Source organism: Rhodococcus sp. NPDC055024, from assembly GCF_053608585.1.
Genome location: NZ_JBSGVT010000006.1, coordinates 101,288 through 115,973, shown reverse-complemented (window position 1 = coordinate 115,973; position 14,686 = coordinate 101,288). Strand labels below are relative to the sequence as shown.

The 14,686-nt window shown below is 64.7% G+C and carries 10 protein-coding genes; 4 read left to right on the top strand and 6 right to left on the bottom strand.

All coding sequences use genetic code 11. The annotated features are described in order from the left end of the window. Positions 1–7: 7 nt before the first annotated feature. The 4 genes from ACWF6P_RS15045 to ACWF6P_RS15030 all read right to left on the bottom strand — a co-directional run bounded on the left by ACWF6P_RS15045 (position 8) and on the right by ACWF6P_RS15030 (position 6,275). Positions 8–4,327 (bottom strand): alpha-(1->3)-arabinofuranosyltransferase domain-containing protein, encoded by a 4,320-nt coding sequence (locus ACWF6P_RS15045; protein WP_452621509.1) that lies wholly within the window; start codon positions 4,325–4,327, stop codon positions 8–10. A 43-nt stretch (positions 4,328–4,370) separates the two neighbouring features. Beyond that, positions 4,371–4,544 (bottom strand): DUF2613 domain-containing protein, encoded by a 174-nt coding sequence (locus ACWF6P_RS15040; protein ID WP_003945488.1) that lies wholly within the window; start codon positions 4,542–4,544, stop codon positions 4,371–4,373. A gap of 129 nt (positions 4,545–4,673) precedes the next feature. Continuing rightward, positions 4,674–5,762 carry an isochorismate synthase gene (locus ACWF6P_RS15035; RefSeq protein ID WP_452621508.1) on the bottom strand — a complete coding sequence of 363 codons (1,089 nt, stop codon included), beginning with the start codon at positions 5,760–5,762 and terminating at the stop codon, positions 4,674–4,676. Between the two features lie 45 nt (positions 5,763–5,807). Continuing rightward, the gene (locus tag ACWF6P_RS15030) at positions 5,808–6,275 is read right to left on the bottom strand and encodes a universal stress protein (RefSeq protein WP_230815001.1); all 468 of its coding nucleotides are present in this window, start codon (positions 6,273–6,275) and stop codon (positions 5,808–5,810) included. A gap of 102 nt (positions 6,276–6,377) precedes the next feature. Here ACWF6P_RS15030 and ACWF6P_RS15025 point away from each other — a divergent pair, with 102 nt between their 5' ends. Further along, positions 6,378–7,556 carry a glycoside hydrolase family 3 N-terminal domain-containing protein gene (locus ACWF6P_RS15025; protein WP_378448787.1) on the top strand — a complete coding sequence of 393 codons (1,179 nt, stop codon included), beginning with the start codon at positions 6,378–6,380 and terminating at the stop codon, positions 7,554–7,556. Positions 7,557–7,628: 72 nt separating this feature from the next. Continuing rightward, entirely contained in the window at positions 7,629–8,228 is a 600-nt protein-coding gene (locus ACWF6P_RS15020) for a TetR/AcrR family transcriptional regulator (protein ID WP_003945885.1), read from the top strand. 120 nt (positions 8,229–8,348) lie between these two features. On the opposite strand, the gene ACWF6P_RS15015 is transcribed toward ACWF6P_RS15020, so the two are convergent. Together ACWF6P_RS15015 and ACWF6P_RS15010 are read right to left on the bottom strand one after the other, a co-directional pair. Continuing rightward, a complete protein-coding gene (locus tag ACWF6P_RS15015; protein WP_452621625.1) occupies positions 8,349–9,212 on the bottom strand; it encodes a MaoC/PaaZ C-terminal domain-containing protein in 864 nt (287 codons plus the stop codon). Next, positions 9,212–10,558 carry a 3-oxoacyl-ACP reductase gene (locus ACWF6P_RS15010; RefSeq protein WP_007734554.1) on the bottom strand — a complete coding sequence of 449 codons (1,347 nt, stop codon included), beginning with the start codon at positions 10,556–10,558 and terminating at the stop codon, positions 9,212–9,214. The genes ACWF6P_RS15015 and ACWF6P_RS15010 overlap by 1 nt, the downstream gene beginning before the upstream one ends. A 130-nt stretch (positions 10,559–10,688) precedes the next feature. Here ACWF6P_RS15010 and ACWF6P_RS15005 point away from each other — a divergent pair, with 130 nt between their 5' ends. Further along, the gene (locus tag ACWF6P_RS15005) at positions 10,689–12,044 is read left to right on the top strand and encodes an acetyl-CoA C-acetyltransferase (RefSeq protein ID WP_378646545.1); all 1,356 of its coding nucleotides are present in this window, start codon (positions 10,689–10,691) and stop codon (positions 12,042–12,044) included. 294 nt (positions 12,045–12,338) lie between these two features. After that, positions 12,339–14,684: a VanW family protein gene (locus tag ACWF6P_RS15000; RefSeq protein ID WP_452621507.1), complete on the top strand. Its 2,346-nt coding sequence runs from the start codon at positions 12,339–12,341 to the stop codon at positions 14,682–14,684. The last annotated feature ends 2 nt before the right edge of the window (positions 14,685–14,686 follow it).

The window sequence follows — 14,686 nt, the reverse complement described above, 5'->3', positions numbered from 1 at the left end:
CGGCCAGTTACGCGTTGGTGGAGGAACCGGCGCGCGTCGCGGTGACGCGCTGGGAGAAGCGTCGCCACATTGGTGAACCGGCAAAGGGCAACGCGGCCAACCCGGTCACGACCAAGGCCACCAACATCGAGAACTGAATCGCGAACGAGTCGCCCACATAGCCGCCCGGTGCCCGCCACGGTCCCGTCGAGAGCAGCGTGATGCCGATCATCGCAGCCACGCCGGCAGTGCCGACCAGGATGCGTGCGGTTCGAGCCGGGCCGAAGAATCGCAGCGCGGCGAGCCCGAGGATCGAGCACACAACTGCGATCGCCGCTCCCACTCCGCCGCCGATGACGGTGGCCGCCGCGAGTACGCCCACCCATCCCGCCGCGACGCTGCGCCACGGTCGGGGCGGTGGGAGGGGCTTGGACTCTCGGCGAGCGGGGACAAAAGCTGCGAACAGCAGCGGGATCAGCAACACGAGTCCGCCGAAGATGCCGAGGCGGTACCAACGGTCACTGGGGAAGTCGATGGTGACGGTTCCCGCGGTGCCTGCCGGCACGATCCAGCCCTGCTGCCATCCGTTCACGACCACCGGCGTCAGTTCGGAACCGTCCGGCGCCGTGGCGATCCAGCCGATGCTGGTGCTCTCGGGATTGACGATCAGCTGATCGGTGGACGAGTTCGTGACGGTGAGTTCGCGGTGATTCGCTGTCCACGCGCTCGATTCGAGCGGTGTATTCCGTTGCGCGGCTGAAGGACCGACCGCCGTCAGGTCGAGGTTGTCGACCGAGAACGCCGGGCCGGGTTCGACGACCACCTCGGGCTGTCCAGCAGGCAGGGGCGTCGACGCGTCCAGACCGCACACACGTGCCTCGACGGGTGCGCCGGTCCGGAGTTGCGCCGCCGTCGCCGTGATCGAGGTGGGAAATTGCTGTCCGGCAACCGAAATGGTCGGGCCGTCGCCACACGGGACGGTGACGGTGCGGTTGTCGAATGAGTCCGAGCCCTGCACTCCGGAATCGGCGATCGGGGTTCCGTCGGCGCCGATGACACCGACCTCGGCGAGGCCGGTGGGCTGCGCCTGGGCGAAGCCGAGTGCCGTTTGATCGAGGACGGGTTCCCAATCTGTGACACTCAGGACGATCTTGTCGGTGACATAGGGGGAGAGGAGAACTCGACTGGTCTGAGGTGTTTCGAGGTCTCGGACCTGCGGGCCGTTGCCGAGGTTCACTGCGACGCTGGTCGGCAGCGACGGGAGGGTGCCGAGCCCTCGCGTGATGTCCAGACCGGTGACCAGAGTTGGCTCGGGGAGAGTCAGTGTCAGAGTCGGTTTCGGGCCGCCGGGTTCGGTGGTGCGCTGCGGCGCCGACCACGTGGTGCGTGCGTCGCCGTCCGTGGCAGCGAAGGCAGATCCGCGGGTGTCGCCGATGTCGCTCGAACCCGAAGCCGTGATTCGGCCGGGGACGGAAAGGAGGTCCTCGAGGGCGTTTCCTTGACGCGCTCGGACAGTCAGTTCCGGTGTAACCACGGTGTTTTCGGGAACCGAGAGCGTGCGCTGGAAACGGCTGGGCTCTTCGGGTATCGCCATGAACGCATTGCTGCATCGCACGCGGTCCGTCGAGTCCGCGCACGCATTGCGGCCGGGGAACTCCTGGCTCAGATTCCAGGCGTTCACGGATGCGCCCGACGGCGTACTCGGCAGGACCGTGTCGAAACGGATCGGTACGGTCTTCGGCGCATTGCGGTCGGAGAAATCCTCGACGGAGAGTTCGCTGATGCCGAACTGTGTTCCGGGTGAACCGTTTTCGGTGTGAGTCGCCGTGACGCGCACCCACGGCGTATTTCCGCCCGGAATCGAGACGGTGATGGGCTCGCCCGGACGCTCCACCTTCACCGCCGTGCTGCCGTTCGGTGTCGAGACCTCGAGCCATTTCACGGGGGCGCCGATTGCAGCGGCACTGGTGGTCAGGTGGAGCAGGCCACTGGAAATCGGTGCGTCGAAGTCGATCTGCAACCACTGACCCAGTGCGCGTTCGATGCCGTTGCTGAACCAACCGGTGGCCGGATCGCCGTCGACCGTCGATGCGGGACTGCTCGACGGTGAAGTGCCGCCCAGCTGGGTGGCATCGGAGGCAGCACTGGAAACGGTGATCGAAGCGCCGCTCCAGCGGCCTTCCACGAGAGGTGTGTTCGCAACCGGATAGTCGGGCACCAAGTTGTAGGTGCGACGAGCGTCGTCGGGGGTGCGTAGCGCGGAACTGTGGTTGTCGACCTGACCGAAATCGGTTTCTCGATCGCGTGGGGTGTCGGTGACGGTGACCGAATCGACCGGCAGTCCCGCAGCTTCGGCGTCGGCCGCCAGGATCATCGGCCCGGTCCCCGGAACCAGTCCGCTTTCGTGAAGGCGCACAGTCGATTCCGGCCCGCCTTGAACGCGCGGAACCTGGTTCAGGGCTACGGAGTACGGTCCACTGACCGCCGAGGTGCCGTCCGGCGGGGTGACCTCGAAGATCTCGATGGCGGGATAGCCGGGGCGCAAATCGCTGTCTGCGACCAGCCCTTCGATCGGTTCGGGGCTGTTGTCCTCACCGAAGTGCGCGACTCGTTCGATTCCAGGAGAGCCTTCGACCGCTTGATGCACGAGAATCGGCCTGGCTGAGCGCGACGTTTCGCCGTCGAGGTCGTTGCGCATCACCAGGTAGTGGATGCCTTGCCCGAGCAAGGTCTGCGCGAGTCCGTCCGACGGGCGTCCGTCGGCGATCAGACGTTGCACCGAATCGAGCGCGCGAATCGCGCCGGGCGGGGTCAGCGGGACCGAATCACGCACTGCCCACGGCGTACTCGCCAATGCCTGAAGCGGCTCGTCACGCGTCAGGCCCCAGACCTGGCTGCCGAACGGTGCTCCCGGGACAACCAGAGCACGTTCGGCTTCCGATCCGGGGGAGGTGTTGTCCTCGAGCCACTGCGCTGCTTCGTTCCAGTACGAGGGGACGTCCGGATACGCACCGCGGGGAGCGAGCTTTCCCGTCCAGGCCAAGGCGGTGGAGAGGGTGAGGGCGACAAGGATCAGGCTGGTCAGTGCGACCATCGGTTCGCGCTCGGGATGGGCGAACGCGCGTCGCCATCGGGTGAGCGGAACCGATCCCGGCAGCGGCACTTTGGCGAGTAGATGTGCGAGTCCGAGCACCAGCGGCAGACGGACCAACGGCTCGAGCTTGTGGACGTTGCGCAGCGGCGCGCCCGCCGAGTCGAGGAACAGTCGCACCGACTCCGACACCGGCGAGCTGAGTTCACCCACGTAACCCGCGGCCAGGCCGGTGATACCGACGAACAGGATGAGCGTCAGCCGGCCGCGAGCAGGCATGGACCGCATGCAGAGCCCGGCGAGGCCGGCGGCGGCAACCAGGCCGGTGGCGACGACTGCTGCGGGTTGGGTGACCAGGACGGCGCCGGCAATGCGTTCGGGGGAGACGAACGGGGTCCAACTGTCCGTGCCGCGAAGTATCTCGGCGAGCGATGCCCACTGAGTGGTGACACCGGCGGACTCGATGTAGTCGAGGAACGGCGGGCTGATCTTGCCGAGCAGCAGGAGCGGAACGATCCACCACAGGGTGCCGAGTGCGACGAACAGGGCCCACCAGGCGGTGAACGTCAGCCACGTTCGGTTGGGTTTGTGCGAGAGCCACCAGATGATCGCGACAAGGCATGCCGCGGCGGTGGCGACGGCATTGATCGAACCCATGAGCGCGACGGCGAGCGCGGATTGTGCGGCCAACCGCCTCAACCCCCGTGAGTGGTTAGGGAGTCCAGGGACTCCTTTTCCACGCACAGGGCCGAAGGCCAAAACCACCGGCAACAACACCCACGGCGCCAACATCATCGGCAGGGTTTCCGAGGAAATCGAGCCGAGCGTGGTCAGTACGCGGGGAGAAAGAACGAAGGCGACCGCTGCGATGACGCGCGAACTACGGCTGCCGATGCCGAGAGCCTCGGCAACTCGGATGATGCCCCAGAAACCCGCGATCAGGAGCAGAGCCCACCAGATGCGCTGGGTGATCCACGGCGGAACGTTCGCCAACTCGCCGAGCGCGAAGAACGGCCCGTGCGGAAAGAAATATCCGTAGGCCTGGTTCTGAACCTGGCCGAGCGGGGCCTGACTACTCCATTGATGCGACGCGCGTTCGAGGAAACCGAACGGATTCTGCGTCAGGTCGTACTTGGTGTCAGCGGTGATCAGACCCGGCGATTGCAGAAAAGTGAGAAGAAACGCTACGACGGAGGCGCCGAACAGCCACCGCTTCGACAGGGGCTCGGCCGACGGGGCGGTGTCTACCGAAGACACCGCTGCGTCGGCGGAAGAACGGGAACTCGCGAGGCCTGCGCTCTCAGCGGCTGCCGTACTCAACCTGGTTCAGCACGGAAGAATCTGCGTTTCCGCTGCGGTCGATCTCGGGACGAGTGTTGTCCGACGCGGCGGCCGTGACACCGAAGATGACGCCGGCACCCAGAACGGCACCGATGACAGCGCTGGCCACACCGGGGACAAGGAACTTCGTCATCGCGGATCTCCCAATTGGTCGTTAGTCGGTCGTTCGCGGTCGGACGGACTTACCGGCCCGTACGAACTGCTCGGGTCAAGGTATCACCCGCACTCGAGAATCCGGACGATTACCCTCGTGATGTGCTGGTCAGTCGAGGGTTTCGGCGCCAAGCGCGGTCAACAGAGTGCGCAGTTTCGTGGATGTCTCGTCGAGTTCGTCCTGCGGGTCCGATTCGGCGACAATTCCGCCACCCGCGCTGGCCCAGGCACTGAGGCCGTCTGCACCGATCTCGGCGCAGCGGATGGCAACCACCCAATCTCCGTCGCCGGCATCGTCGCACCAGCCGACGGCGCCCCCGTAGAAACGGCGTGGCTCCTCGGTCTCGCGGATGACTTTCAGTGCCGCGTCAGTGGGTGTTCCGCACAGTGCCGGCGTCGGATGCAGGGCGATAGCGAGGTCGAGCGCAGTTGTGTCGTTTCGCAGCGTGCCGCGGATCGGGCTGGCCAAGTGCCAGACCTCGTGGGTATTGGTCAGCTCGGGTATCGCCGGTACCGACAAATCACTGCACATCGGTTGCAGGATCTCGCGGATCCATGAGGTCACGAAGGCGTGCTCGGCCAGGTTCTTCGTCGAATGCAGAAGGCTCTCGCCTGCCTCGCGGTCTCGATCGGCGTCGGTGGACCGCTTTGCGGTCCCGGCCAACGGGCGACACGTCACGACGCGCCCGCGTCGACTGACCAACACCTCGGGCGTTGCGCCGACCAGGCTGTGGCCCTCGAATTCGGCTCCCGCCGCAGAGAGATCGACGGCAAAGGTGTTGGCGACGGGATTGAGCGCCGCCATGCGTGCGGCGAGCGCAGCCGGGGAGATCGGGGTCTGCGTCCGAAGCTCCACAGTGCGAGCCGCGACAACTTTGTCGACCTCTCCACTGCGGAGGCGTCCGATCAACTTTTCCACCCGACGGAGATGCTCCGACGACGACGGGATCTCTCGGCCCACCCGGGTCGTGGGCAGCGGCTGGGGATCAACCGGTTGCCACGGCCTGGGCGTGATCGTTGCCTCGGCAGGCTCGTACAACGCCGTTGCGGCAGCCGGGTCGAAAGGGAGAGCACCGACGATCAGCTTCGCCGAACCTGCCGACAAAGCGTTGGCAGCCGCGTCGGAGCTGCCGAAGCTGCGTCGTACGCCGCGGGTGACAACGCTGTGATCGGGGCGCGAGAGAACAAAACCGTCCATGGTGCATTCGACACTAGTCGGCCGCGGATCAGGAATGCGCGAAGGTCACTTCCCCGGAGGGACGATCAACACCGGCCGATGACTGTGACGCAGAACATGATCCGCGACGCTGCTCTGCAATAGCGACCGCAAACCCGTCGTACCGCGGGTGCCGGTCACGATGATGTCGACGTCCAATTCGTCTGCGGTTTCGACGATTGCAGACCAGATCGCGGAGCGGCACTCGGCGCTTCTACCTTCGACGGTCAGGCCCGCGGCTTCAGCCAGCGCGACGCCCTCGGCGAGGGTGACTTTGGCGTCGGTGTACGCGATGTCCTCGACGTCGTCGTCGGGAACCCACTCCGGTTGCATCACCCCGGACAGGCCGGACATACGAGCGGCCTGGCGAACCATCGGCTCCCAGGCGGTGACGAGAACAGCACGATTGGCGGAGAGGAAACGCCCCGCATAGTTGACGGCGCGCTTGGCGTTGTCGGAACCGTCGTACGCGATGAGCATCAGACCTTGTGGCATCACGACCTCCTCGTCAGCGGGGGGAATCGGTTCTCTTCCAGGCTACCGTCCCGATGTGCCCGTGAGGGAGTGTATGGGTACTGGGTCCGTTACGGTCGAGGTATGCGGATCAAGTTTCTGAAGGCTGCGACGACCATTGCTTTGTGCGGAGGGTTGGTTGCGGGATGCTCAGGCGAAAACGGGACCGCTGATCCTGTTTCGAGCGCCCCCACCAGCACCAGCACCGAGATCACGTCGACGCCTGCGGCATCGAGCTCCGCACCCGTCGCCGCGTCGTGCGGTAGCGACCTTCTTGCCTCGCTGTCCCTGCGTCAGAAACTTGCCCAGCTGCTCAACGTCGGCGTCACCGGGACCGACGACGCGTTGTCGATAGTGCAGAACGAGGAGATCGGCGGCATCTTCGTCGGAAGTTGGACCGATCAGTCGATGCTCACCAATCGCGAAGTGCCGCAGGTTGCTTCGGCGTCGAAGTTGCCCCTGATGGTGACGATCGACGAGGAAGGCGGACGGGTTTCGCGCGTCGCGGACATCCTCGGACCCGATCCGTCTGCCAGGGAAACTGCGCAGACCATGACAGTGGAACAGACGTACCAGATGGCGCTCGAGCGTGGACGCGGATTGAAGGATCTCGGGATCACCGTCAACTACGCGCCCGACGTCGACGTCAGCAGCCAACCCGACGACTCCGTGATCGGTGACCGCTCGTACTCCGACGACCCCCAGACCGTGGTTGCCTACGCCGGTGCGTACGCGCAGGGCATGCGCGACGCCGGAATCTTCCCGGTGATCAAGCACTTTCCCGGGCACGGCAGCGCGTCGGGTGACTCGCACCGCGGTGAGGTGACCACGCCGCCGCTGCAGGATCTGATCGCGTCGGACCTGATTCCCTTCCGTGAACTGTCGGGAACCGGAGTCGGCGTCATGATGGGTCACCTCGAGGTTCCCGGTCTGACCGAGCCCGGCACGCCTGCCAGCATCAGCCCCGCCGCCGTTGCGTTGCTTCGCGACGGAGTGGGTTACGGCGCAGCGCCGTTCACCGGTCCGGTGTTCACCGACGACCTCAGCGGCATGCAGGCGATCACCGACCGATACGATATTGCCGACGCAGTTCAGGCTGCACTTGCGGCAGGAGTCGATCAGGCATTGTGGCTGACCACCGATGACGTACCGCGGGTTCTCGACCATCTCGAGCAGGCCGTCGCGTCGGGTGCGCTTCCGCAGGCGCGAGTCGATCAGGCCGTCGTCACGGTTGCCGCGGCCAAAGGTGCCGTGACCTGCTGAGTCGAAGCTGCGATTCGACGCACAATCTTACCGTAGAGTAAGATCGACATTTACCCTGTGGTTGGAGGAAGCATGGCCGGCGGTACCAAGCGACTGCCACGCGCAGTGCGTGAGCAGCAGATGCTCGACGCAGCTGTGGACGTGTTCTCCGACAGGGGGTTTCACGAAACTTCGATGGACACCATCGCGGCAAAAGCCGAGATCTCGAAGCCGATGCTGTACCTCTACTACGGCTCGAAGGAAGAGCTGTTCGCGGCGTGCATTCATCGTGAAGGACTTCGCTTCCTCGAGGCCCTCGCCCCGGCCGGCGCGCCCAACCTGACTCCGCGTGAACAATTGCGCGCCGCTCTCGAGGGCTTCCTCGGGTTCGTGGGCGCAAACCGTAAGTCGTGGATGGTGCTCTACCGTCAGGCCGTCGGGCAGCAGGCATTTGCGGGAACCGTGCAGTCCAGTCGCGATCGGTTGATCGAGTTGACCGCGCATCTGCTCGAGTCCAGCACCAAGGATCCTGATGCCGCGCATGATTACGGGATCATTGCCATCGCGCTCGTCGGCGCCGGTGAGGCAGTGGCCGACCGAGTGGCGGGTGGGGAAATCGAAGTGGATGCCGCAGCGGATCTACTCGAATCCCTCGCGTGGCGCGGTCTGTCGGGCAAGAAGAAGTCCGAGTAGCTCTCAAACCAAACCACATCGCGTGAACGTATCGCTCCCCTCGTTGAACAAGGGGAGCGATACGTTCACACTGTCGGGGCGGGGTCGGAAACGCACCAGCCCAACCAGTTCAGTCCTGGGTCAGCGCAGCGTCGCAGTGACGTGCGGGTAACCCTTCTTCGGGTGACGCAGTGACAGATCCCAGCCGTCATCGGTGCGGTCGGCGTAGGCATTCAGCGTCGCCGGTAGCAGAATCGGCTTGCCGAAACGCACGCTGTACGTGACGTTGTCCGCAACGGAACCCTCGATGGTCCGCAGAAGGGCTGCGGCACTCCACATTCCGTGAGCAATGGTCTTCGGAAAACCGAAAGCCTTGGCGCCCAGGGAGGAGACGTGGATCGGATTGCGGTCGCCGGAGACTGCGGCGTACTTGCTGATCGTGGTCTGGTCGACGCGGATGGTGCTCATCGGCATCGGCGGAACCTCGTCGGCCTTGGGCTCCGGTCCGGGCTGGCCGGACAGCGAGGTCTTCTGCTGGTTGAGGAAGCTCGAGGTCTGTCGCCAGACCAGTTCGCGTCCCACCCGAATTTCGGTGACCACGTCGATCAGCAGGCCCTTGCGGTGCTCACGCAGGTTTTCGGCGTGTACCGAGAGGTCCAGCGGTTCGCTGACGGAGATGGGCCGCAGCGATTCGATGACGTTCTCGGCGTGAACGGAACCGACGGCGGCGAAGGGGAAGTCCTTCGACACCATCAGCTTCATCACGGTCGGGAAAGCCAAGGTGAAGGGATAGGTGATCGGCAGAGTGTCGCCGAACCGCAGTCCCGTCACACGGCAGTACGCTGCCAGATTGTCGGTGTCGACCTTCAGTCCGGTGAGGGTGAAGGTCTGCTGTGGCACCGAGCGAGTGTTGGACTTGTTCCACGGCAACAATCCCAGGACCGCGCGGGAGTAGATGTCGAGGGTCTTCGGCTGCTCGGTGAGCGCGACGGTCTTTGCTGCCATCATGCGCCCAGAAGGCTCTGGCCGCAGACGCGAACGACCTGTCCCGTAACGGCATTGGAGGCCGGGCTCGCGAAGTATGCGACGGTCTCGGCGACGTCGACGGTCTCGCCGCCCTGCAGGAGGGAGCTCATGCGGCGGCCGGCTTCGCGGGTGGCGAAGGGGATGGCTGCGGTCATGGCAGTCTCGATGAAGCCCGGTGCGACGGCGTTGATGGTGATGTTCTTCTTGGCCAGGACGGGAGCTTCGGCGTGAACGAGGCCGATGACGCCGGCCTTGGAGGTGCCGTAGTTGGTCTGGCCGCGGTTGCCCGCGATGCCGGCGATGGAGGAGACGTCGACGACGCGGCCGCCTTCCTTGAGGGCGCCCTTCTCGACGAGGTGCTCGGTGATCTTCTGTGGTGCAAGAAGATTGACGTTCATGACCATGTTCCAGCGGCCCTCGTCCATGTTGGCGAGGGTCTTGTCGCGGGTGATGCCTGCGTTGTGGACGATGATGTCCGCGCCGCCGTGACGCTCGAGGAGATGAGCTGCGAGGACCTCGGCTGCGTCGGCTGCCGTGACGTCGAGAGCGAGGGACGTGCCGCCGACCTTGTTCGCGGTCTCGGACAGCGCTTCGCCGGCGGCCGGGATGTCAGCGCAGACGACGTGCGCGCCGTCGCGGGCAAGCACCTCAGCGATGGTGGCACCGATGCCGCGGGCTGCACCGGTAACGACGGCAACCTTGCCTTCGAGTGGCTTGTCCCAGCTTGTGGGTGCGACGGAATCTTCAGCACCGACCACGATGACCTGACCGTCGACGAAGGCGGACTTGGCCGAAAGGAGAAAGCGCAGAGTCGATTCCACGCCGGAGAGTCCGGTGGACGCCTTGGGGGAGACGTAGACCAGCTGAGCGGTGGAGCCGCGCTTGATCTCCTTGCCTACGCTACGGGTGAAGCCTTCGAGGGCGCGCTGAGCGACATGCTCGTCGACGCTCGAGGTTTCTTCCGGCGTCGTGCCGAGAACGACGACGCGAGCCGACGGTGCGAGGTTGCGGATCACGGGCTGGAAGAACTCGAACAGCTGCTCCAGTTCGCTGACCTGAGTGATTCCGGTCGCGTCGAACACGAGTCCGCCGAAGCTGCTGTCGTGCGCCTGAGCTGCCGGGTAATCGGAAAGCAGTACGCGCAGTGGTTCTGCGAGCCGGCCCTTGCCGCCGATGAGGACAGGTCCGGCGAGTGCGGGTTCCCCTGCTTTGTAGCGACGCAGGTTCTCGGGCCTGGGCAGGCCTGCCTTCGACGCGATGAATGCGCCGGGGGCGGACGAGAGGAACTGTGAATAGAGGTCGGGAGCTCCCTTGCTGGCTGCCACGGTCCTACCTTCTGTTGTGTTTCGGGTTGTCTCTCACCGGGCAATCTGAAGAAAGCGGCGATAGACAAGTAACTTACTACTGAGTAAGAATAGTCTTCAACAGGTAATCGCACCATCCTTGGAGACGCAAGTGACAAGCAAAGCCCGTTCAAATGCAAAGCCCGCCGCACCGCGCACTGCACCGGCCGCAGCCGCTGCGAAGTCCGCAGGTCAGCGCCGCCCGGTTGCGATCGTCGGCGGAAATCGCATTCCGTTCGCGCGCTCGGACAAGGCGTACGCACAGGCGTCCAACCAGGACATGTTCACTGCGACGCTCGACGGTCTCGTGAGCCGATTCAATCTGCAGGGTGAGACGCTCGGCATGGTCGTCGGCGGCGCGGTGCTCAAGCACAGCCGTGATTTCAATCTCATTCGCGAGTCCGTTCTCGGCAGCGCGCTGAGCCCGTACACGTCGGCGTACGACCTTCAGCAGGCGTGTGGCACCGGACTGCAGTCGATCATCGCCGTCGGCGACGCCATTTCGGCCGGCCGCATCGATTCCGGCATCGGTGGCGGCACGGACACCACGTCCGATGCCCCGATCGGCGTCAACGATCAGGCACGCGAGTTCCTGCTCTCCCTCAACCGCGCGAAGTCCACGGGCGACCGCATCAAGCTGCTCGGCAATGTCCGTGCGGGCATGCTCGGCCTCGAAATTCCGCGCAACGGCGAGCCTCGCACCGGCAAGTCGATGGGCGACCACGCAGCGATCACAGCCAAGGAATTCGGCGTGAAGCGCGAGGACCAGGACGAACTTGCCGCGGCCAGCCACAAGAACATGGCAGCTGCCTACGACCGCGGTTTCTTCGACGACCTCGTCACCCCGTTCCTCGGTCTGACCCGCGACGACAACCTCCGTCCCGGTTCGACCGTCGAGAAGCTGTCGACGCTCAAGCCGGTGTTCGGTACCAAGCTCGGCGACGCGACGATGACGGCCGGCAACTCGACGCCGCTTACCGACGGTGCTTCGGCAGTGCTCCTCTCCACCGACGAGTGGGCAGCCGAACGCAATCTTCCGGTTCTGGCGCACCTCGTCGATTCCGAAACCGCTGCCGTCGACTACGTCCACGGCAAGGACGGGCTGCTCATGGCTCCCACCTACGCGATCCCGCGTTTGCTGGCCCGCAACGGCCTCACCTTGCAGGACTTCGATTACTACGAGATCCACGAAGCCTTCGCTTCGGTGGTTCTCGCAACCCTGCAGGCTTTCGAATCCGACGAGTACTGCAAGGAACGCCTCGGCCTCGACGGTGCACTGGGGTCGATCGACCGAAGCAAGCTCAATGTCAACGGATCGTCCTTGGCTGCAGGTCACCCGTTCGCGGCAACTGGCGGACGTATCGTCGCTTCCCTCGCCAAGATGCTCGCCGAAAAGGGTTCGGGCCGCGGCCTGATCTCGATCTGTGCCGCCGGCGGCCAGGGCGTCACGGCGATTATCGAGCGGTAACCGCTCCACAATCTCCCCACGCGTGTGAAAACTGCGCTCACCTGCAGTGATCGGCGCGAGGGGATGCGTAATCGGGGATCCGGCCACGAGGGGTGGCCGGATCCCCGAACTCTTTGCAAACTTTTTCGCGAAGGCGTGTAACGCTGCAGAATAGCTACCGATATTCATGACAGCCCCGTGTTGCTGCCTGACCCCCGACCTGGCAGCAGCGCGGGGCTCTCGTATGTCCGGATATCCTGTGTTGAGTTGTCGGTGAGCGCCGCAGCGACGGTTGATGCAGCGAGGAGCCAACAGGTGAGTGACGAAGAGGGTCCGTCCGTCGAGAAGACGAACAGCGAGGACTCGTCCCTCCCAGAGCAGGAACTCGAGTCGGTCGAGGAACTTCAGGCGGTCGAAGAGACCGAGTCGGTCGAGGAACCCCAGACCGCTGAGGACACCGAGCCAGTCTTCGAGGCTGAAACAGGAGAGCCTGAAGCAGTAGAGCCTGAACCAGCGGAGCCTGCACAAGTTGAAGCGCCAAAGCCTGTCGACGAGGACGCAATCGATTCCACAGAAGCGACCGTCGACGAACCAGCGCTGAACGAGGAAGTAGTTGCTTCCGCTGAACCAACCGTGGACGAGCCAACCGTGGACGAGCCAACCGTGGACGAGCTGGCCGACTACCAACTGACCGAGGACGAATCGGCAAACGAGGTCACCACCGTCATCCCTGTCGTCCCGGCCGACGACGCACCGCCGACGGAAGTAATCGACTCGGCTCCGGCGACTGAAGCCATCGACGAGCAGACGCAGCAGTTCGAGCCTCCAGCAGTGGTGGTTCCCCCGAAGCCGCCACGCCCCGAGTTCGTGCAGCAGTACGACACGCAGCAATTCGAACCCATCCAGCAGCAGTACGAGCCTGTTGTTCGCGAACCAGAGGTAATTGCACCCCCGCCACCGCAGCAACCAGTGGCGCCCGCTCCGGCGTCTTCCCGTAAGTGGGTCAAACCGGCGATAGCAGTCGGCGCCATCTTTGCCGTCGCAGTGATCGCCTACGGAGTGGATATCTTCACGTCGTCGGGGAAAACACCCCGAGGCACGCAGGTCGCCGGGGTCGACATCGGTGATCTCACGCCCGCCGACGCGGAAACCACGCTGCGCGCCGAACTCGGCCCAAGGCTTGTCGAACCCGTAGCCGTACATGCCGGCGGTGTCGACTCCGAGATCGTTCCCGCATCTGCGGGTGTAGACGTCGACTGGTCGGCCACGTTGTCCGGTGTGAACGCTCAGCCCATCAACCCGATCACCCGGATCACGTCGTTCTTCGGCTCCCGCGAGGTTCCGGTCGTGTCGACCGTCGACCAGGGGGCGTTGGACGCCTCGATGTCGCAGCTTGCGGCGAACAGCGATCGTGCGCCCGTCGAAGGTGCAGTCGTGTTCGAGGACGGTAAGGCGACGGGTGTTTCGCCCGCCGCTGGCCAGGCGCTCGAAGCGCAGCAGGCGGGCGCCACATTCGCCGCGGAGTGGTCTGACGGTGGCGTCGTCGATCTTCCGGTGGACGAAGTGCCGGTCACCGTCACTCAGGCCGGTGTCGATCGCGCACTGCAGGAGATCGCTATTCCGGCCGTCTCGGGTGACGTCGTGGTCAACGGCCGTGACGGCAAGGTCGCGACGCTCGGCGTCGACCAGATCGGCGAGGTCTTGACCTTCACACCGGATGCTTCCGGTGGGCTGACCCCGCAGTACAACACGGATGCCGCGATCAAGATTCTGACTCCGCAGTTGGTATCGACGGAAGTGCAACCCAAGGACGCGTCGTTCACCTTCGCCGGTGGCAAGCCGACGGTTGTGCCTGGTGTTGTCGGAGATCTGATCAACTGGCCGGACACGGTCAAGGAACTCCCGGTTCTGCTGGGCAGCACGGCTTCTCGGGCAACCCCTGCCGTGTACGGACCGGTTCCGCCGGCGCTGACCACCGAAGCCGCGAACGCACTCGGCATCAACGAGGTGATCGGCGAATTCACCACCGGTGGTTTCGAATACGCGTCTGGCGTCAACATCGGCCTGGCGGCTTCGGAGATCGACGGCGCGGTCATCAAGCCCGGAGATACGTTCTCGCTCAACGAATACACCGGTCCGCGTGGTGCCGCTCAGGGATACGTCGAGTCGGGGATCATCAACAACGGTCGCCCGGACAAGGCTGTCGGCGGCGGTATCAGTCAGCTTGCGACGACGCTCTACAACGCGACGTACTTCGCCGGCATGGACGACGTCGCGCACACCGAGCACAGTTACTACATCTCGCGGTACCCCGAGGCTCGTGAGGCGACAATCTTCGATGGTGCGATCGACCTGCAGTTCCGAAATCCGGCGAAGACCGGCGTGATGATCGAGACGATTGCGACGTCGTCGAACATCACCGTTCGGATCTGGGGAACCAAAACTGTCGATGTCACGTCGACGACCGGCCCGCGCACGTCGCCGACGTCGCCGAACACCGTGACCTTGCCGGAGGGGCCTGGCTGTGTGGCCTCGAGCGGTGCGCCCGGATTCACGGTCAGCGACACTCGCGTGATCACCGACCACGCGAGTGGCGCCGAGATTTCCTCGAACACCCGGACCGTCAAGTACGACCCGGTGCCGATCGTGAAGTGCGAGTAGGG

Excerpts from the sequence above, each read along its gene's own strand:
- ACWF6P_RS15030 (WP_230815001.1), bottom strand. The coding sequence starts at position 6,275 with ATGCCACAAGGTCTGATGCTCATCGCGTACGACGGTTCCGACAACGCC.
- ACWF6P_RS15025 (WP_378448787.1), top strand. The coding sequence starts at position 6,378 with ATGCGGATCAAGTTTCTGAAGGCTGCGACGACCATTGCTTTGTGCGGA.
- ACWF6P_RS15020 (WP_003945885.1), top strand. The coding sequence starts at position 7,629 with ATGGCCGGCGGTACCAAGCGACTGCCACGCGCAGTGCGTGAGCAGCAG.
- ACWF6P_RS15040 (WP_003945488.1), bottom strand. The coding sequence starts at position 4,544 with ATGACGAAGTTCCTTGTCCCCGGTGTGGCCAGCGCTGTCATCGGTGCC.
- ACWF6P_RS15015 (WP_452621625.1), bottom strand. The coding sequence starts at position 9,212 with ATGGCAGCAAAGACCGTCGCGCTCACCGAGCAGCCGAAGACCCTCGAC.
- ACWF6P_RS15035 (WP_452621508.1), bottom strand. The coding sequence starts at position 5,762 with ATGGACGGTTTTGTTCTCTCGCGCCCCGATCACAGCGTTGTCACCCGC.